Below are 22,958 nucleotides of genomic sequence, written 5' to 3'. Positions count from 1 at the left end.
CCTTAAACCCGCGTGAACAGCGTAAGTAATAGATCAATGAATTTGATACCGATAAACGGCACCAGGATACCGCCAGCACCATAAATCCACAGGTTGCGCCGTAGCAGCGCAGCTGCGCTGAGTGGACGGTAGCTAACGCCTTTTAACGCCAGCGGAATCAGAAAAATAATAATCAGCGCATTGAAAATCACCGCGGACAGGATGGCCGAAGCCGGAGAGTGCAACTGCATAATATTCAGTGCGTTTAGCTGCGGCCAGACCCCGGCAAAAGCGGCGGGGATAATGGCAAAGTATTTCGCCACATCATTGGCAATACTGAAGGTTGTCAGCGAGCCGCGCGTCATCAACATCTGTTTACCGATATGTACCACTTCAATCAGCTTGGTGGGGTTAGAGTCCAGATCCACCATATTTCCTGCCTCTTTTGCCGCCTGCGTGCCGGAGTTCATCGCAACGGCAACATCAGCCTGTGCAAGCGCGGGGGCATCGTTAGTCCCGTCGCCGGTCATGGCCACTAAACGTCCTTCCGCCTGATACTGGCGAATCAGCGCCAGCTTTGCCTCCGGCGTCGCTTCTGACAGAAAATCATCAACGCCGGCTTCGGCCGCAATTGCCGCAGCGGTTAGCGGATTATCGCCGGTGATCATCACCGTTTTAATTCCCATAGCCCGGAGTTCAGCAAAGCGCTCTTTGATGCCGCCTTTGACGATATCTTTTAACGCCACCACGCCCAGCGCCTGGTTACCTTCCGCAACCACCAGCGGCGTTCCCCCACCGCGCGCCACCTGTTCCACCTGGTGCATGACTTCCGGCTGAAAGGTGCCGCCGTTGGCTTCAACATGGCGTTTGATTGCGTCGACCGCACCTTTGCGGATAGCGCGGTCTTGCAGCGTCACACCGCTCATGCGCGTCTGGGCTGAAAAGGGCACAAAGCTGGCGTTAAGGGCGTGCAGATCCCGCTCGCGCAGGTTAAAACGCTGTTTTGCCAGCACCACGATACTGCGTCCCTCCGGGGTTTCATCCGCCAGGGATGCTAACTGCGCGGCATCGGCCAACTGCCGTTCGCTAATACCGGGTGCGGGCAGAAACGCCGATGCCTGACGGTTACCCAGGGTGATGGTTCCGGTTTTATCCAGCAGCAAGACATTGATATCGCCGGCGGCTTCAACGGCGCGGCCGCTGGTGGCAATCACGTTTGCCGCCAGCATCCGGCTCATGCCGGCAACGCCAATAGCAGAAAGCAGGCCGCCAATGGTGGTCGGAATCAGGCACACCAGCAGCGCGACCAGTACGGTAATGCTAATGGCGTGGCCAGCGAACAATGTAAACGGGTAAAGCGTGGCAGTGGCGAATAAAAACACCAGCGTTAAGGCCACCAGCAGGATGGTCAGCGAGATTTCACTCGGTGTTTTACGTCGTTTGGCCCCTTCGACCATCGCAATCATCCGATCGAGAAAGGTTTCTCCGGGATTGACGCTGCACTGAATCACCAGCCAGTCAGACAAAACACGCGTTCCGCCGGTCACCGAGGCAAAGTCACCGCCTGATTCACGTATCACTGGGGCTGACTCACCGGTAATGGCGCTCTCATCGACCGAAGCGCCCCCTTCAATGACTTCGCCATCACAGGGGATCATGTCTCCGGCGGCAGCCAGCACGATATCGCCTTTACGTAAAGATTCAGCCGGTACGCTAACGGCTGAATGATGCTGATTCGCCTGCATCAGTTTGTTGGCGAAATGGCTTTTTTTCATCCCCTTCAGCGAATTTGCCTGGGCTTTGCTGCGTCCTTCGGCGATGGCTTCCGCGAAATTGGCGAACAGCACGGTGAACCACAGCCAGACGCTAATCGCCACCGTGAATCCGCTGTCGCCCGGGGTTATCCCCGCCAGCATCGCGAATGCCAGCAGCGTGGTGAGGATGGAACCCAGGAACACCACGAACATCACCGGATTACGCCACTGAACGCGAGGATCGCATTTTTTCATGGCGTCCATCAGCGCCTGACGGATGATGGACGCATCAAATAATACCTGTTGCTTATGAGACATGATTGCTCCGCTCTCAGTGCGTCAATAATTGAAGATGTTCGGCGACCGGGCCGATGGCCAGCACCGGAACGAATGTCAGGGCAGCAACCAGCAGCACCGTGCCGGCCAGCAGACCGATAAACACTCCTCCGTGGCTGGGGAGCGTGCCTGCCCCGGCGGGCTGTGCTTTTTTCTCCACCAGCGACCCCGCGATCGCCAGTACCGGCAAAATAATGCCGAAACGGCCAGCAAACATGGCGAAGGAGAGCAGAAGATTGTAAAAAGGCGTATTTACGCTCAGACCGGCAAACGCGCTGCCGTTGTTATTAGCGGCAGAGGAGAGGGCATAGAGGACTTCACTGAAACCGTGTGTGCCGGGATTGAGTATTCCCGCACGGCCCGCATCGGTGGCGATGGCCAGCGCGGTGCCGAGTAAGACCAGCGTGGGGGTGACCAGAATGGCCAGCGCCGTTAGCTTAATCTCCCGAATATCGATCTTTTTACCGAGATATTCCGGTGAGCGGCCAATCATCAGCCCGGCAATAAAAACCGCCAGCAGCACAAACAGAATCATGCCGTACAGGCCTGACCCTACGCCGCCAAAGACCACCTCGCCAATCTGCATTAGCCACAGGGGCACCATGCCGCCGAGTGCGGTAAAGGAGTCATGCATGGCATTGACCGCGCCGCAGGATGCCGCGGTAGTGACGACCGCATAAAGTGCCGAGCCGAGGAGACCAAAGCGGGTTTCTTTGCCTTCCATATTCCAGTTGCCGGAGGCACCTGATGCACTCAGATGCGGATTCCCCTGGTATTCCGCCCAGATCACCACACTGGCCGCCAGCACAAACATCAACGTCATGGTCGCCAGCAGGGCATGTCCCTGACGGCGATCGCGCACCGCTTCACCGAAAGTGAAACAGAGCGCGGCGGGGATCAGCAGAATAGCCAGCATCTGAACCAGGTTGGTCAATGCGGTGGGGTTTTCAAACGGATGTGCGGAATTCGCGCCAAAAAACCCCCCGCCGTTGGTGCCGAGCAGTTTAATCGCTTCCTGAGAGGCGACCGGCCCCATTGGCAAGGTTTGCAGGTCGCCGCGCAGGGTATGAAATACGGAATATTCGCTGAGGTTTTGCATAACGCCCTGACTCACAAAGTAGAGTGCCAGCAGCAGCGAGAGCGGGAGCAGCAGATAGAGTGTGATTCGAATCAAATCCTGCCAGGCGTTACCCAGGGTATGGCGGGTTTGCCGTGAGAAAGCGCGGATTAAGGCAAACGCCACCGCGATACCGCTGGCGGCGGACAGAAAGTTTTGTACCGTTAGTCCCACCATCTGACTGAAATAGCTCAGCGTATTTTCACCGCTGTAGGCCTGCCAGTCGGTATTGGTGACAAAGCTAATGGCGGTATTCAGCGCCAGGTGCCAGCTCAGGGCAGGGAAATGCTGCGGATTAAGCGGCAGACGATCCTGCAGCATCAATATCATGAACAGTACAGCGATGCCCAGCAGGTTAATCACCATGATAGCCCAAAAATAACGAAGCCAGCCCATCTCGCCGCCATGACAGCCGCACAGTGGCCACAGACGTTTTTCAAATGCCGCGCGTAAAGGTCGCGGCTCACCGTCTATAAGCGTCGTGAGGCCCTTTCCCAGTGGATGCGCCAGTACCAGCAGCACAAAGAGAAAACTCAAAAGCAGCAGGCATGCGGAAGCGGCCATCAGAATGCCTCCGCAAAAATTAAGGCATAGCACAGGTAGCCCGTTAGCAAGGCCACCAGCGCAATACCGGTAATGATTTCAATGCTCACATTACACCTCCAGCAAAATGATTCAGATGCGTAAAGGGTAAAGAGGCGCGTGGAAAGAGGGTGTATAAAACGGCGGGGCGGATATAAAAAAAGCGTAAAAATGGGTGAGTTGTTAATGCGATAAGTTTTTTTTAACAAAAATGTAATTAAATTACGGTTACAATCAATACTGGTTTTTAAATGCGCAAAAACCTGGTCAGATGAGTAGTAAAATGACAGGCTGCGGCGTATCATCGTGTACAGATTACATACAATATTCATTTTTCTGTGATCTGATGCAGATTCAGTCGTGGATCATCATGGCGGTAAATCACGGGAGGGCTTCGGTTATGTTTCAACACTACTCATTGCACAAGATTTTCATGCGTCGTAGCGCCGTTCTTGCGATCGGAACGCTGGCATTGCCTATCATGCTGTTCCGCCCGGATCGCGCACGTTTCTATAGCTATTTGCATCGCGTCTGGATCAAAACCAGCACTATGCCCGTTTGGTTAGCGCAATCCGAAGCGGCGGGAAGCGATTTTTACTGATTGCGTTATACTCCAGATTGAAGCGACCGCCGATGGCGGTTTTTTTTTATCTGTTAGTGATTGATAACACCATTCTTCTTATACCTTAACGCGTATTTTGAGCTACACTCTAAGTTATACAATGTTAATTTGGTTGTACAAGTATGAGTGAGAGAATTCCGTTAGGTATCAGCGCATGTTTACTGGGCGAGCGCGTCCGTTTTGATGGCGGGCATAAACGCGATCTTTTTGCTACCGATGAACTGGCACCTTATGTTCATTTTGAGGCGATTTGTCCGGAAATGGCGATAGGTTTACCTACGCCTCGCCCTGCGCTACGCCTGGTTGCGCGTGCAGAGAATGAGATTGCGCTCTGTTTCAGTAAGCCTGGCGGTGAGGATGTCACACAGCACATGCGAGATTTCTCAGTAGCGAAGGTGGGTCAACTGGCGCACCTGTGTGGCTATCTCGTCTGTGCTAAATCGCCCAGTTGCGGTATGGAACGCGTGCGTATTTATCAACCTGGCACGAATGACAATCGCAAAGAGGGCGTGGGAATCTTTACCCGCGAGCTGATGGCGGCAATGCCCTGGCTACCGATCGAAGAGAACGGCCGCCTGAATGACGATGCTATCCGTGAAAATTTTGTTCAGCGGGTCTATGCCCTGCATGAATTTAACCAGATGTGGAAAACGGGTCTCAGCCGCTTTGCGCTGATCGAATTCCATAGTCGTTATAAATTGCTCTTGCTGGCACATTCGCAGGCGGAATACCGTGAATTGGGGCGTTTTGTGGCAGCGATGGAGAGTTGGGACTCTTTGGAAGAGTATGCCTTCGCCTATCGTAACCACCTGATGGCATTACTCTCACATCCGGCTACACGCCGTAATCATACCAATGTGCTGATGCACGTCCAGGGCTATTTCCGCAAGCATCTAAGTTCGCCACAGCGCCAGGAATTAGCTGGACTGATCGATCGCTATCGGCAAGGGCTACAACCGCTGCTGGCGCCTATTACGTTGCTGAAACATTACATGAAAGAGTTCCCGGATGACTATCTGTCGCGACAGCGCTATTTCGAACCTTATCCTGAAGCGCTCAGGCTACGTTATGGTCACTGATATGGCGGGAGTACGATGACCACAAATTTGGTTTGGTTGCGTAGTGATCTGCGCGTCAGTGACAATATGGCGCTGTATGCCGCCTGCCGCGATGAACAGGCGCAGGTTATGGTGCTGTTTATGGCGACCCCTGAACAGTGGCGACAGCATGAGATGGCACCGCGGCAGGCGCAATTTATCTATGATAATTTGCGGCTGCTGCAGGCCGATCTGGCCGGGCGCGGTATTCCGCTTTATACCCTGACCTGTGATGATTTTGCGGCTTCGGTTGAGCAGCTACGGCAGTTTTGCCAGCAGCAGCATGTCGATAGGGTATTTTATAATTACCAATATGAAATTAACGAGCGACAACGCGATGCTGCGGCAGAAAAAAGTCTGTCGGAACAGGGTATTGTCTGTCAGGGATTTGACGATAGTGTTTTGCTGCCGCCCGGCAGCGTCCTCACCGGCAACCGCGAGATGTATAAAGTCTTTACGCCCTTTAGTCGCGCATTTGTTAAACGTTTACAGCAAGGATTGCCGGAATGCGTACCCGCGCCGCGGGCGAGACAAAATGCGCCGCGCATACAACAGCCGGAATTGACCCCCTTTGGTTATCCGCTGGCCCCTTATGATGATGCGCTTTTTCCTCCCGGGGAGGCGGCAGCGATTGCACGGTTACGTGCTTTTTGCCAGCAACCGGTTACTGCTTATCATCAGGATCGCGATTTTCCGGCGAAGCAGGGGACCAGCCTGCTATCAGCCTATCTGGCAACAGGAATACTTTCTCCCCGTCAATGTCTGCATCGTTTGCTGCGTGAGCACCCGAACGGGCTGGAAGATGAACGCTGTTTTGTCTGGCTAAATGAGCTGATTTGGCGAGAATTTTATCGCCATGTGCTGGTTGCATGGCCACATTTATGTAAATCTCACCCTTTTATCAGTTGGACGAATCATGTTGTCTGGCGCAGCGACCCTCAGCAATTACTGGCATGGCAGCAGGGGAAAACCGGTTATCCGATTGTTGATGCCGCGATGCGTCAGCTTAATACGCTGGGATGGATGCATAATCGATTAAGAATGATTACCGCCAGCTTTCTGGTTAAAGACTTGCTGATCGACTGGCGTGAAGGCGAGCGTTATTTTATGTCGCAGCTGATTGATGGCGATCTGGCGGCCAATAACGGTGGCTGGCAGTGGGCGGCGTCCAGCGGAATGGATGCGGCACCTTATTTTCGGATTTTCAATCCCACCACGCAGGGGGAACGCTTCGATAAGCAGGGTGAATTTATTCGTTACTGGCTACCAGAGTTGCGCCATGTGCCGGATGCCGAGATCCATCAACCCCACGACTGGGCAAAGAAAAATCAGCAGAAGCTCGATTATCCACTGCCAATCGTCGATCATAAACAGGCACGTAACAGAACACTGGGCGCGTTTGACGCGGCACGAAAAGAGACAGGTAACAGCAATGCGTAATACTGAACTTGAACATATCGTTAACCAGCAGTTGAATACCGCGAGTTTTAACGACTACGCGCCTAATGGTCTTCAGGTAGAAGGGCGCACCGAGGTGAAGAAAATTATCACCGGCGTGACCGCCTGTCAGGCGCTACTGGATGAGGCGGTACGGCTGCAGGCGGATGCAGTGATGGTGCATCACGGTTACTTCTGGAAAAATGAATCACCGGTGATTAAGGGCATGAAGCGTAACCGACTCAGGGCGCTACTGGCGAATGATATCAATCTGTATGGTTGGCATCTCCCCCTCGATGCCCACCCTCAGTTAGGTAACAATGCGCAGTTGGCTCGACTACTCGATATGAATACCCGTGGTGAGATAGTTCCGTTGGTGCCATGGGGTGAATTAAAAGATCCGTTAACGGGTGATTTACTGGCACAACGGATTACCGCCGCGCTGGGCCGTCCGCCGCTGCACTGCGGTGATAATGCGCCAGCATTGATCCGCCGCATTGCCTGGTGTACCGGCGGCGGTCAGGGATTTATTGACGACGCGGCTGAGTTTGGTGTCGACGCCTTTATTACCGGAGAAGTGTCTGAAAAAACCATTCACAGTGCCCGTGAAAACGGCCTGCATTTTTTTGCTGCGGGCCATCATGCGACTGAGCGGGCAGGGATTAAAGCGCTGGGTGAGTGGCTGGCTGAAAGCTACCACTTTGATGTGACTTTTATTGATATTGATAACCCCGCCTGATTCTCTACCGCCGCACCGGAACGTAAATCGATTGACATCGGGCGGCGGCTTCGCATAACTATTTCTCCTTTTACTGTGATAAACGGGTAATTACATGATTATCCGGCCTGTTTATCGATCGGAATTTACTGAGGGAGGGAGACGATGCAACGAGCACGTTGTTACCTGTTGGGAGAGCGTGCGGTAGTCCTGGAATTGGACCCCCCTGTTTCGCTGGCAAGCCAGCAGCGCATTTGGGGGTTGACCGCACGGTTAGCAGATCATCCGCACGTTATTGAAGCTATTCCGGGCATGAACAACCTAACCGTACTGTTACGCCATCCGCAACAGACGGCGTTGGATGCGATTGAGCGCCTGCAAAACTGGTGGGAAGAGAGCGAGTCCCTTCATCCTGAGGTGCGGCATATAGAGATCCCCGTAATCTACGGCGGTGAAGCCGGTCCCGATTTATCCGACGTTGCGCACTACAGTGGATTGAGTGTAAAACAAGTTGTTGAGCTACATGCTTCTGTCAATTACGTTGTCTATTTCATCGGTTTTCAACCCGGTTTTCCCTATCTTGGCGGGCTCGATCCGCGCTTGCATATCCCGCGTCGTGCTGAACCCCGGGTCACTGTTCCTGCGGGTTCTGTAGGTATCGGCGGCAGCCAAACGGGTGTCTATCCATTATCAACGCCCGGTGGATGGCAATTACTTGGTCGTACTGATGCTGTGCTGTTTCAGCCACAACAGCAGCCGCCCACATTATTGCGTCCCGGCGATAACGTGCGGTTCGTACCGCAAAGGGAGGGGATATGCTAAAGATTATTCGTGCGGGGATCAGCACCTCTCTCCAGGACGCGGGTCGTACTGGTTGGCGACAGTATGGTATCGGCAGCAGCGGGGCACTGGATCTCCCTGCTATGAAAACGGCAAATTTGCTGGTGGGTAACCCACAGGATAGCGCCGTGCTGGAAATTACCCTGGGCCAGTTTTGTGCGGAGTTCAGGCGTGATGGCTGGGTTGCGCTGACGGGCGCATGCTGTAAAGCGGAAATTGATGGAAAAAGCGTCTGGACCGGATGGCGTACAGCGGTGAAAGCCGGGCAGCGCCTGACGATGGCACTGCCGACTCGCGGCATGCGTAGTTATCTGGCTGTAGGTGGCAGTTTTGCGTTATCGCCGCTACTGGGATCGGTCAGTACCGATTTAAAAGCCGGTTTTGGTGGCCAGCATGGTCGCCGCGTTGAGGACGGTGATGTTATTCCGCTGGGCCACGCTGAACGCTCCTTTACTAAAGCGGTAGGCGTTCGTCAGCTATTATGGGGTAACCGCCTGCGCGCTTTACCGGGACCGGAGTATCATGAGTTCAGCCGTGAGTCGCAAGAGACATTTTGGCGCACCGCATGGAAATTAAGTCCACAAAGTAATCGCATGGGCTATCGCTTGCAGGGGGGACCTGTTATCCGCAATACCGATAGGGAACTGCTGTCACATGGCTTGTTACCGGGTGTGGTTCAGGTACCACCTAACGGATTGCCAATTGTCCTGATGGCCGATGCACAGACCACCGGCGGCTACCCGCGCATTGCCTGCGTCATCGAAGCTGACCTCCACCATTTGGCACAGATCCGCTTGGGCGATCCGATCCATTTTGTGCTCTGTACGTTGGAAGAGGCACTGGCCGCGAAGCAGCGGCAACAACGTGTCATTGACCACATGATGATGGGGCTGGAATATGAAAATTGATCTCAATGCCGATCTGGGAGAGGGCAGTACAAGCGATCGCCAACTGCTACAGTGGGTGACCTCGGCGAATATTGCCTGTGGCTTTCATGCCGGCGATGCGCAGACCATGCTGCAATCTATCCGTTGGGCGAAAGAGTTTGGCGTAGCGATCGGTGCGCATCCCAGTTTCCCCGATCGGGAAAACTTTGGCCGAACGGCGATGCGGCTTCCTGCGGAAACGGTGTTTGCACAGGTCGTTTATCAGGTTGGTGCTCTAAAGGCATTAGCGGCTACTGAAGGGTGCCGGCTGGCACACGTCAAGCCACACGGCATGCTTTATAACCAGGCCGCGCGGGAGCCGCTGCTGGCTGATGTGATTGCCCGGGCGATAAAGGCAGTAGACCCGGCGCTGATCCTGCTGGGATTAGCGGGTAGTGAGCTTATTCGTGCGGGGCACTATCACGGCCTGTCCACCCGACAGGAGGCTTTTGCTGACCGCGGTTATCAGAATGATGGCAGCCTGGTGCCGCGCGATCGGCCTGGCGCTCTGATAGAAAATGAGACGATGGCGATTGAACAAACGCTAAGTATGGTGCAACAAGGGAAAGTTCGCAGTGTGCAGGGTGAGTGGATAACCCTGCATGCGGAGAGTATTTGCCTGCACGGCGATGGTGCGCACGCGTTGATATTCGCCCAACATTTGCGCAATGCCTTTGATAAAAATGGGATTACCGTGACGGATCAATAAATCTAGCGTGTTCCTGTCTGGAGAGTCGTTATGGAAGAAGCAGTGAACTTCTGGCCGTTGATCGGCATTGCCGCCATTATCATCGGTTTTTTACTCAGGTTAAATCCAGTATTGGTGGTAATTGTGGCAGGTATCATCACCGGTCTGGCCGCCCATATGCCTATCGCGTCTATCCTCGAAAAGCTGGGTTCAGGATTTTTGAGCACGCGCAACCTGCCGCTGATTCTTCTGCTGCCGCTGGCGGTGATTGGCCTGCTGGAGCGGCATGGCCTCAAAGAGCGGGCGCAGAACTGGATTGCTCATATAAAAAGCGCCACCGCAGGACGACTGCTGATCGTCTATTTATTTGTCCGTGAAATCACGGCGGCCTTAGGGTTGACCAGCCTGGGCGGGCATCCGCAGATGGTGCGTCCGCTGCTGGCGCCGATGGCGGAAGGCGCGACGGAAAATCATTACGGTGAGTTGCCCGCGCACGTCCGACATCGTCTGCGTGCTATGTCCGCTGCGACGGACAACGTTGGATTATTCTTTGGAGAAGATATCTTTGTTGCCTTCGGTGCCATTCTGTTTATGCATAATTTTATGCTCGAATCAGGTGGGATTCAGACCGAACCGTTGCACATTGCGTTATGGGGTATTCCTACCGCAGTCTGCGCATTTATTATTCACTCCGTACGTTTGCGCCAAATGGACAAAACCCTTGCGGCTGAACTGGCCTCACTTAATGCGCAGGCCCTGCAGGCCAGGGAGGAGCACTAATGTTTCAGCAGCAATATCTTTTCTGGCTGGCAGGCGTGATGTTATTAATTGTGGCAGTGATGTCATGGCGTGATAAAGCGAACTCGCGCCGCTTCACTACAGGGCTCTTCTGGGCATTGTATGGGCTGGTATTTTTGATCGGTGATTGGTCTTACCGAGTGATAACGCCGTTCGCGGGTTCGGCCGAAGAAGCACAGCGCCTGCTGCATATTGGTGTGGGAAGTGTGGTCGTTGGCATGGCGCTGATCGCTGGGCTGGGAGGCGTAAAGTTAGGTCGCTACCATCAACGCACCGTGGAACAGCGTAAAGAGAGTGCGGGCCGACTGGGTAACCGGCTCTTTTTACCCGCCCTGGCGATACCGGTGGTCACTGTTATTGGGGTGTTGGCGTTCAATAATATACCGGGTTTGCAGGAGAGTGTGTTTGGGCCCGGAAATCACTCGACGTTGATTACGCTATTTTCTATGACCGTTGGATGCCTTATTGGCTGGCTTATCGCGCTAAGAATGGTACGAGAAGGACCGGCACAATCGTTGCAGGAAACGCGTCGCCTGCTGGATGCCATTGGCTGGGCCTTTATTTTGCCGCAGATCCTTGCCACGTTAGGTTTGCTATTCACCACGGCAGGCGTCGGGACGGCGATTTCTCAACTGACAGAAACCTACCTGGCGGTGGATAACCGCCTTATCGCCGTGGCCAGCTATGCGATTGGTATGGCATTGCTTACCATGATTATGGGGAATGCATTTGCCGCTTTTCCTATCGTGACTGCCGGGATTGGTATTCCCATCCTGGTATTACAGCACGGTGGTAACCCGGCAGTCATGGCGGCTATCGGTATGTTTTCCGGGTATTGTGGTTCGTTAATGACGCCGATGGCAGCAAACTTTAATATCGTTCCCGCCGCTTTACTGGAGTTGCCCGATCGTAATGCGGTGATAAAGGCTCAGATACCGACCGGCGTGTTATTGTTAATCACCAATATTTTTCTTCTCTACTTCCTGATGTTTCTGTGAGGTGCAAAATGAAAAAGGTCCTGATTACCGCGTTTGAGCCGTTTGATGGCGAGTTGGTGAATCCTTCCTGGGAAGCGGTTCGCCAGCTTAATGAACGTATGCTTTGCGGTGCCAGAGTGGTTGTGAAACAACTTCCCTGTGTATTTGGCACATCACTCACATCACTTTATGCCGCTATCGATGAGCATCAGCCGGAGCTGGTGATTTCCGTTGGACAGGCGGGAGGAAGGGCAGAGATTAGCGTTGAGCGCATTGGTATTAATATTGACGATGCTCGCATTCCTGATAATCAGGGCAACCAGCCGATTGATGAGATGATTGTTGCGGATGGTCCGGCGGCTTACTTCTCAACCTTACCCATCAAGGCGATGGTGGAAGCGATTCGTGAGGCGGGTATTCCCGCCTCGGTTTCACAAACGGCTGGCACCTATGTGTGTAACCATGTGATGTATGGTTTATTGCATCGTCTGGCCGCACAGGGGAATAAAATCCGCGGCGGTTTTATCCATATTCCCTGGCTGCCTGAACAAGCCGCAAAGCATCCAGGCGCGCCCAGCATGTCAGCGCAGACGGTCATTCTGGCGCTGGAGATGGCGGTAACGATTGCCTTACGAACCAGGCAGGATATTCGCCAGACGGGCGGCGCAACCCATTAATTCTGAGAGGAATTATGCCAGAAGGACCTGAGATTCGACGCGCGGCCGATCGGCTGGCGCAGGCGGTGGTGGGGAAAAGACTCACCGATGTCTGGTTTGAATTTCCCCGCCTGAAAACCTATGAAGAGTCGCTGAAAGGCGAGACAGTCACGTCAATAGAGACGCGGGGAAAAGCGTTATTAACGCACTTTTCTAACGGTCTTACGCTCTACAGCCACAATCAGCTGTACGGCGTCTGGCGCATTATTGACAGTGGCAGCGAACCGCAAAGCACTCGCGTATTACGCGTCAGGCTGGCCACCCATGACCAGACAATTTTGCTGTATAGCGCATCGGATATTGAGTTACTCAATGCTGAAACGTTGGCTGCCCACCCTTTCTTGCAGCGCGTAGGGCCCGACGTGTTGGATATGACACTGACGGAGCAGCAGGTGAGTGAACGGTTGTTATCGTCACGCTTTCGTCGCCGCCAGTTTAGCGGGTTGTTACTCGATCAGGCTTTTCTTGCAGGGTTAGGCAACTATCTTCGAGTGGAGATTCTGTGGCAGGCTGAGCTGGCCCCGCACCATCGGGCGCAGGATCTGGATGAGAAACAACTGGTGAATCTGTCGCATGCACTACTGGCTATTCCGCGCCATTCTTACCGAATGCGTGGGACGATGGATGAGAATAAGCATTACGGGGCAGCATTTCGCTTTAAAGTGTTTCATCGCAGTGGCCAACCTTGTGAGCGCTGCGGCGAGGCGATCGAGAAAACCCTGCTTTCATCGCGGCCTTTTTACTGGTGTCCTGGGTGCCAGATATAAAAAACGCCGCGATGGCGGCGTTTCCGAGGCTTAACAGGTCCGACTATTTTTTCAGCTGAGACTGAAAATCGCGTTGATCGTAACCGGTGTACAGCTGACGCGGACGGGCAATTTTGATGCCGTCATCATGCATCTCTTTCCAGTGAGCAATCCAGCCAACGGTACGCGCCATCGCAAAGATAACGGTAAACATGGATGACGGGATACCCATTGCTTTCAGAATAATACCTGAATAGAAGTCAACGTTTGGATAGAGTTTACGCTCAATGAAGTACGGATCGTTCAGAGCAATGTGCTCAAGTTCCATTGCCACTTCCAGCAGGTCATCTTTCATACCCAGCTCTTTCAATACTTCATGACAGGTTTCGCGCATCACGGTAGCACGCGGGTCATAGTTCTTATAGACACGGTGCCCAAAGCCCATCAGACGGAAAGAGTCGTTTTTGTCCTTAGCGCGGCGCAGGAACTCAGGAATATGTTCCACCGTGCTGATCTCTTCGAGCATACGCAGGCAGGCTTCGTTTGCTCCGCCGTGAGCGGGGCCCCACAGTGAAGCGATCCCTGCCGCGATACAGGCAAAGGGGTTCGCTCCGGAAGAGCCTGCAGTACGCACGGTAGAGGTTGAGGCATTCTGCTCATGGTCAGCATGCAGGATCAAAATGCGATCCATTGCGCGTTCCAGAACTGGATTGACCACGTACTCTTCGCATGGTGTAGAGAACATCATGTTCAGGAAGTTACCGGCATAGGAGAGGTCGTTACGCGGATAGACGAACGGCTGACCAATGGAGTATTTGTAGCACATCGCTGCCACGGTCGGCATTTTCGATAGCAGGCGGAATGCTGCGATTTCGCGATGGCGTTCAATATTGACATCCAGCGAATCGTGGTAAAATGCGGCCAGCGCGCCAGTCACACCGCACATGACTGCCATCGGATGTGAATCACGGCGGAAACCCATAAACAGGCGGTTAATCTGCTCGTGAATCATGGTATGGCGAGTCACGATGGTACGGAACTCCTCGAACTGTTCCTGGGTCGGAACTTCGCCATTCAGCAGGATGTAACACACTTCAAGATAGTTTGAGTGGGTCGCGAGTTGGTCTATGGGGAAACCGCGATGAAGCAGAATGCCTTTATCACCATCAATGTAGGTGATTTTAGATTCGCAAGACGCAGTAGAGGTAAAACCAGGATCAAATGTGAATAAACCTTTTGAACCAAGGGTTCGGATATCAATCTCGTCCTCACCCAGCGTGCCTTGTAACACATCCAGTTCAATAGGAGCTTCGCCTTCCAGGGTCAGCGTTGCTTTTTTATCAGCCATTTATAGTCTCCTTAGCGCCTTAAAGTGTAGGGATCAGTGACACCTGAATTGCCATCATACCTTGGGCTGCTTGCGAAGAGATGCCGTCTATCAACTCTGTGGCATGTTTTATCGTGCAGGGTACAGAGCGATGGGCGCGTACAAGCGAGGATCCGGCAGGCATATATGCTGCGTTTCGCGGTTGTTAAAGATCCGATCTAGTCATTATTTGCTCGTAACACGTTCCTGATACCTGGCCCAGCCTACTGAGCCAATGTTACATAACTTATGCTTAGGGGAAAGTGTACCCCCATAACTTTTATGCATCACGGGATTTTTAATCGTTCGTTTGTAACAGGAATGTTTAACTTTTGTCAAATCAGATAATTAAATTTGTATTAATTGTGAAAATCGTGAGATGGATCACTGTTCCGTCTAAATGTTCCCAAAGAGATTGTAGGGGAATTGTAATGGGAATGTGATCCCCCTATACTTCGGCCAGGTCTCCGGAATACCCTGACACCAGGAGCCACCCAGCGTTTTACCGCGTCAATTAACACTGGATGTTGCTGTTTTGGTGACGGTGCCAATCATTCGACCACGCCCGTGTTCGAATAACACCTTCAGGACCGGAGGAAGCAAAATAAGAAAGGCTGTGTGGGCAAAACCGTGAAAAAACAAAGACCTGTCAACTTGGATCTCACTACGATCCGGTTTCCCGTTACTGCAATAGCGTCCATTCTCCACCGCGTCTCCGGCGTGATCACCTTCGTGGCTGTCGGTATTCTGCTCTGGCTACTGGGCCTCTCTCTCTCTTCACCCGAAGGCTTCCTGCAGGCATCTGCCGTGATGGGCAGCTTCATTGTCAAATTCATTGTATGGGGCATCTTGACTGCGCTGGCTTATCATATCGCCGGTGGTATTCGCCATATGTTAATGGATTTTGGTTATCTTGGTGAAACGCTGCAAATCGGTACGCGTTCTGCTCAGATTGCTTTTGGTATTACCGTCGTGCTTTCAATTCTGGCTGGAGTCCTCGTATGGTAAGCAATGCTTCTGCACTGGGGCGCAACGGCGTACATGACTGGCTGCTGTTACGTGCCGCTGCCATGGTTATTACCCTCTATGTGCTCTATATCCTCGGTTTTATCGTGATGTCTGATACGTTGACGTACGACAACTGGCGCGGATTTTTCGCTTCCCCTTTCACAAAAGTGTTCACGCTGCTGACCCTGTTGTCCATTCTGGTACATGGCTGGATTGGGATGTGGCAGGTACTGACCGACTACGTTAAGCCTGTAGGCGTACGTTTAATGCTGCAACTGGTGATTGTCGTTGCGCTGTTGGTCTATGCGATTTATGGAACTGTTGTGGTGTGGGGTGCGTAATGAATTTGCCAGTTAGAGAGTTTGACGCCGTCGTAATCGGCGCAGGCGGTGCAGGCATGCGTGCCGCGCTGCAAATTTCCCAGTCGGGCCAGAGTTGCGCCCTGTTATCCAAAGTCTTCCCTACCCGTTCTCATACCGTGTCTGCTCAGGGCGGCATTACCGTTGCACTGGGTAACAGCCATGAAGATAACTGGGAATGGCACATGTATGACACGGTTAAAGGCTCCGACTATATCGGTGATCAGGACGCTATTGAATATATGTGTAAAACCGGTCCGGAAGCGATTCTGGAGCTGGAGCATATGGGACTGCCTTTCTCGCGTCTTGATGATGGCCGCGTTTATCAGCGTCCGTTTGGCGGTCAGTCTAAAAATTTTGGCGGTGAACAGGCCGCGCGTACTGCAGCCGCTGCTGACCGTACCGGCCATGCTTTGCTGCACACGCTGTATCAGCAGAACCTGAAAAATAAAACCACCATTTTCTCTGAGTGGTATGCCCTCGATTTAGTGAAAAATGCCGACGGCGCGATTGTCGGTTGTACGGCGCTGAATATCGAAGATGGCGAAGTGGTTTATTTCAAAGCCAAAGCGACCGTGCTGGCCACTGGCGGCGCGGGCCGTATCTATCAGTCTACTACCAATGCGCATATCAACACCGGTGACGGCGTTGGCATGGCACTGCGTGCTGGCGTGCCGGTGCAGGATATGGAGATGTGGCAATTCCACCCAACCGGTATTGCTGGCGCTGGCGTGCTGGTGACAGAAGGGTGCCGTGGTGAGGGTGGCTACCTGCTGAATAAACACGGCGAACGTTTTATGGAGCGTTACGCACCGAACGCGAAAGATCTTGCTGGCCGTGACGTTGTCGCACGTTCAATCATGATCGAAATTCGTGAAGGTCGTGGCTGTGACGGCCCATGGGGACCTCATGCCAAGTTGAAACTCGACCACCTCGGCAAAGAGGTTCTGGAATCGCGTCTGCCGGGTATTCTTGAGTTGTCCCGTACCTTTGCCCACGTTGATCCAGTAAAAGAACCGATCCCGGTTATTCCAACTTGTCACTACATGATGGGCGGGATTCCAACTAAAGTTACCGGACAGGCGCTGACGGTGAATGAAAAGGGTGAAGATGTCGTGATTCCCGGCCTGTTCGCGGTGGGTGAAATTGCCTGCGTTTCTGTGCACGGCGCTAACCGCCTTGGCGGTAACTCACTGCTTGACCTGGTGGTGTTTGGCCGTTCTGCCGGCCTGCATCTGCAAGAGTCCATTCAGGAGCAGGGTGAACTGCGCGATGCCAGCGATGAAGATATCGACGCTGCGTTAGCGCGCCTGAATCGTTGGAATAATAATACGACTGGCGAAGATCCCGCGGAACTGCGCAAAGCGCTGCAGTCCTGTATGCAGCATAACTTCTCGGTATTCCGTGAAGGTGATGCGATGGCGAAAGGATTGGAAGAGCTGAAAGTACTGCGTGAGCGCCTGAAAAATGCGCGTCTGGATGACCGTTCCAGCGATTTCAACACCCAGCGTGTTGAATGCCTGGAGTTGGATAACCTGATGGAAACCGCCTATGCCACCGCGATGGCGGCGAACTTCCGTACTGAAAGCCGTGGAGCACATAGCCGTTTCGACTTCCCGGAACGTGACGATGCAAATTGGCTGTGCCACAGCCTGTATCTCCCGCAAAACGAAAGCATGACGCGCCGTGAGGTCAACATGCAACCGAAACTGCGCGAGGCGTTCCCGCCAAAAGCGCGTACTTATTAATTGCGGAGATCAGACGATGAGACTTGAGTTTTCTATTTATCGTTACAATCCAGATGTTGATGCCGCTCCGCGCATGCAGGAGTATTCGCTGGAAGCGGAAGAAGGGCGCGACATGATGTTGCTGGATGCATTAATGCGCCTGAAAGAGAAAGATCCGACGCTGGCGTTTCGCCGTTCCTGCCGTGAAGGTGTTTGCGGCTCCGACGGCCTGAATATGAATGGCAAAAATGGTTTGGCCTGTATTACGCCAATTTCTGCTTTAGGCAACGGCAAGCAAAAAATCGTTATTCGGCCATTGCCAGGTCTGCCCGTCATTCGCGATCTGGTTGTCGACATGAGCCAGTTTTATACTCAGTATGAGAAAATTAAGCCTTACCTGTTGAATAACGGAGAGAATCCACCCGCGCGTGAGCATTTACAGATGCCTGAACAGCGTGAAAAGCTGGATGGTCTGTATGAGTGTATTCTCTGTGCCTGCTGTTCGACGTCCTGTCCGTCATTCTGGTGGAACCCGGATAAATTCATTGGTCCGGCTGGCTTACTGGCGGCGTATCGCTTCCTGATTGATAGCCGTGATACCGAAACGGATGCGCGTCTTGATGATTTGAATGATGCTTTCAGCGTATTCCGCTGTCATAGCATTATGAACTGTGTGAGCGTGTGTCCGAAGGGGCTTAACCCGACGCGCGCCATCGGGCATATCAAATCAATGTTATTGCAAAGAAGCGCGTAGTGATAACCGCGCCGGAAACCATCAGTTTTTCGGCGCGGTTAAGCAGGAAGCCTTTGTAAGCGGTTTTCGCGGGTTGGCGGTTGCCCGCGCAACGCAGGGCGTAAATCACTTACAAAGGTTCCCTTACGGGCCCGGTGCTCGTATCGATGAACTTGACAGGCTGTGTCCCCTGGTTGTGCGGTGCGCATGGATAATCAGAGGACACCGCCCCTGGCAAGCCGTTAATCCGGCAAAAATGAAACCGTGAAAAAAAGCATAGAATGCTTAAGGGATCACAATGCAGAACAGCGCGATGAAGCCCTGGCTGGACTCCTCCTGGCTGGCCGGCGCGAACCAATCCTACATAGAACAACTCTATGAGGATTTTCTAACCGATCCTGACTCTGTAGATGCTGCATGGCGTACGATGTTCCAGCAGCTTCCTGGCACTGGGGTTAGACCTGAACAAATCCACTCGACAACACGTGAATATTTCCGCCGTCTGGCGAAAGATGCCTCGCGTTACACCTCATCCGTTACCGATCCGGAAACTAACTCCAAGCAGGTAAAAGTATTGCAGCTGATTAACGCGTTTCGTTTTCGCGGTCATCAGCACGCTAATCTCGATCCTCTGGGGCTTTGGAAACAGGAATCGGTACCGGATCTCGATCCAGCCTTTCACGATCTGAGCGAAGCCGATTTCCAGGAAAGCTTTAACGTTGGCTCATTTGCTATTGGCAAAGAAACCATGAAGCTTGCCGATCTGTATGCCGCATTGAAACAGACCTACTGCGGTTCGATCGGCGCTGAGTATATGCACATTACCAACACCGAAGAGAAACGCTGGATCCAGCAGCGCATTGAATCGATAGCGGGACAGGCAAACTTCAGCTCTGAAGAGAAAAAAGGTTTCCTTAAGCAACTGACGGCAGCAGAAGGGCTTGAGCGTTATCTCGGTGCCAAATTCCCGGGGGCCAAGCGCTTCTCGCTGGAAGGGGGTGATGCACTGGTGCCGATGCTGAATGAAATGATTCGTCATGCCGGTAAGAGTGGTACTCGTGAAGTCGTGCTGGGAATGGCGCACCGCGGCCGCCTGAACGTCCTGATTAACGTGCTGGGTAAAAAGCCACAGGATCTGTTTGATGAGTTTGCCGGCAAGCACAAAGAGCATCTTGGCACCGGTGACGTGAAGTACCATATGGGCTTTTCGTCGGATGTAGAAACCGAGGGTGGCATGGTGCACCTGGCGCTGGCCTTTAACCCATCTCATCTGGAAATTGTTAGCCCGGTAGTCATGGGGTCGGTGCGTGCCCGTTTGGATCGCCTGGATGAGCCGAGTAGCAATAAAGTGCTGCCGATTACTATCCACGGTGATGCTGCTGTTACCGGACAGGGTGTGGTTCAGGAAACCCTGAACATGTCTCAGGCTCGCGGTTATGAAGTGGGCGGTACAGTACGTATCGTCATCAATAACCAGATTGGTTTTACCACCTCGAACCCGAAAGACGCGCGCTCTACTCAGTACTGTACCGATATCGGTAAAATGGTGCTGGCGCCTATTTTTCACGTTAATGCGGATGACCCGGAAGCTGTGGCGTTTGTTACCCGACTGGCGCTTGATTTCCGTAATACCTTCAAACGGGATGTCTTTATCGATCTGGTCTGTTATCGCCGCCATGGCCATAACGAAGCGGATGAGCCAAGTGCGACCCAGCCGGTGATGTACCAGAAGATCAAAAAGCATCCTACGCCGCGTAAGCTGTATGCGGACAAACTGGAAGCGGAAAAAATAGCCAGCCTTGAAGACGCCACTGAGATGGTCAATCTTTATCGCGATGCATTGGATGCCGGTGAATGCGTGGTTCCGGAATGGCGCCCAATGAGTCTGCACTCCTTTACATGGTCTCCTTATCTGAATCATGACTGGGATGAAAGCTGGCCTGAAACCCTGGATCCGAAACGTTTACAGGAGTTGGCAAAGCGTATCAGCCAGGTGCCGGAAAGCGTCGAGATGCAGTCGCGCGTTGCTAAGATCTATAACGATCGTGCAGAAATGGCGGCAGGTAACAAGCCGTTTGACTGGGGCGCTGCGGAAAACCTGGCCTATGCCACGCTGGTTGATGAGGGGATTCCTTGCCGTTTGTCCGGTGAAGATATGGGACGCGGTACCTTCTTCCATCGCCATGCGGTGATCCATAATCAGTCTAACGGTTCAACTTATACGCCGCTGCAACATATTCATAACGGGCAGGGTGTATTCAAGGTTTGGGATTCCGTGCTTTCTGAAGAAGCGGTACTGGCATTTGAATATGGTTATGCGACGGCGGAGCCGCGCACCCTGACCATCTGGGAAGCGCAATTTGGTGATTTTGCAAACGGTGCTCAGGTCGTTATCGATCAGTTTATTAGCTCAGGAGAGCAGAAATGGGGCCGTATGTGTGGCCTGGTGATGCTGCTACCGCACGGCTATGAAGGCCAGGGGCCGGAGCACTCTTCTGCTCGCCTGGAACGTTATCTGCAACTTTGTGCTGAACAGAATATGCAGGTTTGCGTTCCATCGACTCCGGCACAGGTTTACCACATGCTGCGTCGTCAGGCGTTGCGTGGCATGCGTCGTCCGCTGATCGTGATGTCACCAAAATCGTTGCTGCGTCACCCACTGGCTATTTCTTCGCTGGATGAGATGGCAACCGGTAGCTTTAAACCGGCCATTGGCGAGATTGACGATCTTGATCCGCAGGGCGTTAAACGCGTCGTGCTCTGTTCCGGCAAGGTCTACTATGATCTGTTGGAACAGCGTCGCAAGAATGAACAAACTGATGTTGCTATTGTACGTATTGAACAGCTTTATCCTTTCCCGCACAAAGCGGTACAGGATGCGCTGCAGCAGTATTCTCACGTACATGATTTTGTCTGGTGTCAGGAAGAACCATTGAACCAGGGTGCCTGGTATTGCAGTCAGCACCATTTCCGTGAAGTCGTGCCGTTTGGGGCTTCATTACGTTACGCCGGTCGTCCAGCATCCGCTTCACCGGCCGTTGGCTACATGTCCGTACACCAGAAGCAGCAACAAGACCTGGTTAATGACGCGCTGAACGTTAATTAAATAAAGGATAGATAATGAGTAGCGTAGATATTCTCGTTCCAGACCTGCCTGAATCCGTTGCCGATGCCACCGTGGCCACCTGGCACAAAAAGCCAGGCGATACGGTAACTCGCGATGAAGTACTGGTTGAAATCGAAACTGACAAAGTTGTGCTGGAAGTTCCTGCTTCAGCAGACGGCGTGCTGGAAGCCATCCTTGAAGAGGAAGGGGCGACGGTAACGTCTCGCCAGCCACTGGGACGTCTGAAAGAAGGGAACAGCGGTGGAAAAGAAACTGCTGCAAAATCTGAATCCAAAGAGTCTACGCCAGCACAGCGTCAGACGGCTTCTCTGGAAGATGAGAGCAACGATGCACTCAGCCCGGCGATCCGTCGTCTGATTGCTGAACATGACCTCAATGCCGATGCGATCAAAGGCAGCGGTGTTGGTGGACGCATTACGCGTGAAGACGTGGAAAAACATTTGGCGAGCAAACCGGCGGCTAAACAGCCGGAAGCAAAAGCTGCCGCCGCGCCTGCACCCTCTCTGGGGGGCCGTAGCGAAAAACGTGTGCCGATGACACGTCTGCGTAAACGCGTTGCCGAACGTCTGCTGGAAGCGAAAAACAGCACAGCAATGCTGACGACGTTCAACGAAGTCAACATGAAGCCGATCATGGATCTGCGTAAGCAGTATGGTGACGTATTTGAGAAGCGTCACGGCGTGCGTCTGGGCTTTATGTCTTTCTACATCAAAGCCGTAGTTGAAGCACTGAAACGCTTCCCGGAAGTGAACGCCTCCATTGACGGTGAAGATGTGGTTTACCACAACTACTTCGACGTCAGTATCGCGGTTTCTACTCCACGTGGTTTGGTCACCCCGGTACTGCGTGACGTGGATGCGCTGGGAATGGCCGACATCGAGAAGAAAATCAAAGAGCTGGCGGTGAAAGGTCGTGACGGTAAATTGACCGTGGACGAACTTACTGGTGGTAACTTTACCATTACCAACGGCGGCGTATTTGGTTCTCTGATGTCAACGCCGATCATCAATCCACCGCAAAGCGCGATCCTCGGCATGCATGCCATTAAAGATCGCCCAATGGCGGTGAATGGTCAGGTTGAAATTCTGCCGATGATGTATCTGGCACTCTCTTACGATCACCGACTGATCGATGGCCGCGAGTCCGTAGGCTATCTGGTGGCGATCAAAGAGCTGCTGGAAGATCCGGCGCGTCTGCTACTGGACGTATAACCTTGTCGGGCACGGTTTTACCGTGCCCGACCTTATGTGCGGTTGCTAATTCGGTTTGTCATCCTTCCGTAAGAAGTGAGGTAAACCGCATTCG

The 22,958-nt window shown here is 53.0% G+C and carries 21 protein-coding genes; 17 read left to right on the top strand and 4 right to left on the bottom strand.

Going from position 1 to position 22,958, the window contains the following annotated elements:
• Window positions 1-2: 2 nt before the first annotated feature.
• From kdpB to kdpF, 3 genes are read right to left on the bottom strand one after another with little or no spacing between them, the layout of a single operon-like run.
• Window positions 3-2,051, bottom strand: coding sequence for a potassium-transporting ATPase subunit KdpB (kdpB, locus tag J1C60_RS12535; protein ID WP_128178891.1), 2,049 nt, complete (start codon window positions 2,049-2,051; stop codon window positions 3-5).
• 13 nt (window positions 2,052-2,064) lie between these two features.
• A complete protein-coding gene (gene kdpA, locus J1C60_RS12530) occupies window positions 2,065-3,750 on the bottom strand; it encodes a potassium-transporting ATPase subunit KdpA (RefSeq protein ID WP_128178892.1) in 1,686 nt (561 codons plus the stop codon).
• A complete protein-coding gene (kdpF, locus tag J1C60_RS12525; protein ID WP_164877302.1) occupies window positions 3,750-3,839 on the bottom strand; it encodes a K(+)-transporting ATPase subunit F in 90 nt (29 codons plus the stop codon). Before kdpF ends, kdpA begins: the two co-directional genes overlap by 1 nt.
• 329 nt (window positions 3,840-4,168) lie before the next feature.
• Between kdpF and J1C60_RS12520 the strand changes: the two genes are divergently transcribed.
• The 11 genes from J1C60_RS12520 to nei all read left to right on the top strand — a co-directional run bounded on the left by J1C60_RS12520 (window position 4,169) and on the right by nei (window position 13,354).
• Complete coding sequence (locus J1C60_RS12520) at window positions 4,169-4,369, top strand: YbfA family protein (protein ID WP_128178894.1); 201 nt, start codon at window positions 4,169-4,171, stop codon at window positions 4,367-4,369.
• A gap of 143 nt (window positions 4,370-4,512) precedes the next feature.
• Entirely contained in the window at window positions 4,513-5,469 is a 957-nt protein-coding gene (locus J1C60_RS12515; protein ID WP_128178895.1) for a YbgA family protein, read from the top strand.
• 15 nt (window positions 5,470-5,484) lie between these two features.
• Window positions 5,485-6,927: a deoxyribodipyrimidine photo-lyase gene (gene phrB, locus J1C60_RS12510; protein ID WP_128178896.1), complete on the top strand. Its 1,443-nt coding sequence runs from the start codon at window positions 5,485-5,487 to the stop codon at window positions 6,925-6,927.
• Complete coding sequence (locus J1C60_RS12505; protein ID WP_128178897.1) at window positions 6,920-7,663, top strand: type 2 GTP cyclohydrolase I; 744 nt, start codon at window positions 6,920-6,922, stop codon at window positions 7,661-7,663. Before phrB ends, J1C60_RS12505 begins: the two co-directional genes overlap by 8 nt.
• 144 nt (window positions 7,664-7,807) lie before the next feature.
• Window positions 7,808-8,464: a 5-oxoprolinase subunit PxpB gene (gene pxpB / locus J1C60_RS12500; RefSeq protein WP_128178898.1), complete on the top strand. Its 657-nt coding sequence runs from the start codon at window positions 7,808-7,810 to the stop codon at window positions 8,462-8,464.
• Entirely contained in the window at window positions 8,458-9,390 is a 933-nt protein-coding gene (gene pxpC, locus J1C60_RS12495; protein ID WP_128178899.1) for a 5-oxoprolinase subunit PxpC, read from the top strand. Before pxpB ends, pxpC begins: the two co-directional genes overlap by 7 nt.
• The gene (gene pxpA / locus J1C60_RS12490) at window positions 9,380-10,117 is read left to right on the top strand and encodes a 5-oxoprolinase subunit PxpA (protein ID WP_128178900.1); all 738 of its coding nucleotides are present in this window, start codon (window positions 9,380-9,382) and stop codon (window positions 10,115-10,117) included. Before pxpC ends, pxpA begins: the two co-directional genes overlap by 11 nt.
• A 30-nt stretch (window positions 10,118-10,147) precedes the next feature.
• On the top strand, window positions 10,148-10,876 hold the full coding sequence (locus tag J1C60_RS12485) for a DUF969 domain-containing protein (protein ID WP_128178901.1): 729 nt from the start codon (window positions 10,148-10,150) through the stop codon (window positions 10,874-10,876).
• Window positions 10,876-11,892, top strand: a complete 1,017-nt coding sequence (locus tag J1C60_RS12480) for a DUF979 domain-containing protein (protein WP_128178902.1) — start codon at window positions 10,876-10,878, stop codon at window positions 11,890-11,892. The genes J1C60_RS12485 and J1C60_RS12480 overlap by 1 nt, the downstream gene beginning before the upstream one ends.
• Before the next feature lie 8 nt (window positions 11,893-11,900).
• Window positions 11,901-12,548, top strand: a complete 648-nt coding sequence (gene pcp, locus J1C60_RS12475) for a pyroglutamyl-peptidase I (RefSeq protein WP_128178903.1) — start codon at window positions 11,901-11,903, stop codon at window positions 12,546-12,548.
• A gap of 14 nt (window positions 12,549-12,562) precedes the next feature.
• Entirely contained in the window at window positions 12,563-13,354 is a 792-nt protein-coding gene (gene nei, locus J1C60_RS12470; protein WP_128178904.1) for an endonuclease VIII, read from the top strand.
• A 43-nt stretch (window positions 13,355-13,397) separates the two neighbouring features.
• On the opposite strand, the gene J1C60_RS12465 is transcribed toward nei, so the two are convergent.
• Window positions 13,398-14,681 (bottom strand): citrate synthase, encoded by a 1,284-nt coding sequence (locus J1C60_RS12465; protein WP_128178905.1) that lies wholly within the window; start codon window positions 14,679-14,681, stop codon window positions 13,398-13,400.
• Between the two features lie 636 nt (window positions 14,682-15,317).
• On the opposite strand from J1C60_RS12465, the gene sdhC reads away from it, so the two are divergent.
• The 6 genes from sdhC to odhB all read left to right on the top strand — a co-directional run bounded on the left by sdhC (window position 15,318) and on the right by odhB (window position 22,864).
• Complete coding sequence (sdhC, locus tag J1C60_RS12460; RefSeq protein ID WP_128178906.1) at window positions 15,318-15,707, top strand: succinate dehydrogenase cytochrome b556 subunit; 390 nt, start codon at window positions 15,318-15,320, stop codon at window positions 15,705-15,707.
• Complete coding sequence (gene sdhD, locus J1C60_RS12455) at window positions 15,701-16,048, top strand: succinate dehydrogenase membrane anchor subunit (protein ID WP_128178907.1); 348 nt, start codon at window positions 15,701-15,703, stop codon at window positions 16,046-16,048. Before sdhC ends, sdhD begins: the two co-directional genes overlap by 7 nt.
• Window positions 16,048-17,814, top strand: a complete 1,767-nt coding sequence (sdhA, locus tag J1C60_RS12450) for a succinate dehydrogenase flavoprotein subunit (RefSeq protein ID WP_128178908.1) — start codon at window positions 16,048-16,050, stop codon at window positions 17,812-17,814. Before sdhD ends, sdhA begins: the two co-directional genes overlap by 1 nt.
• A 16-nt stretch (window positions 17,815-17,830) precedes the next feature.
• On the top strand, window positions 17,831-18,547 hold the full coding sequence (locus J1C60_RS12445) for a succinate dehydrogenase iron-sulfur subunit (RefSeq protein WP_128178909.1): 717 nt from the start codon (window positions 17,831-17,833) through the stop codon (window positions 18,545-18,547).
• 277 nt (window positions 18,548-18,824) lie between these two features.
• Window positions 18,825-21,632: a 2-oxoglutarate dehydrogenase E1 component gene (sucA, locus tag J1C60_RS12440; RefSeq protein ID WP_128178910.1), complete on the top strand. Its 2,808-nt coding sequence runs from the start codon at window positions 18,825-18,827 to the stop codon at window positions 21,630-21,632.
• 14 nt (window positions 21,633-21,646) lie between these two features.
• Window positions 21,647-22,864 (top strand): 2-oxoglutarate dehydrogenase complex dihydrolipoyllysine-residue succinyltransferase, encoded by a 1,218-nt coding sequence (gene odhB, locus J1C60_RS12435; protein WP_128178911.1) that lies wholly within the window; start codon window positions 21,647-21,649, stop codon window positions 22,862-22,864.
• The last annotated feature ends 94 nt before the right edge of the window (window positions 22,865-22,958 follow it).

This window comes from [Pantoea] beijingensis (genome assembly GCF_022647505.1).
Classification (GTDB): domain Bacteria; phylum Pseudomonadota; class Gammaproteobacteria; order Enterobacterales; family Enterobacteriaceae; genus Erwinia; species Erwinia beijingensis.
The sequence above is the reverse complement of the archived record's forward strand: the minus strand, read 5'-3'. Positions and strand labels throughout refer to the sequence as shown.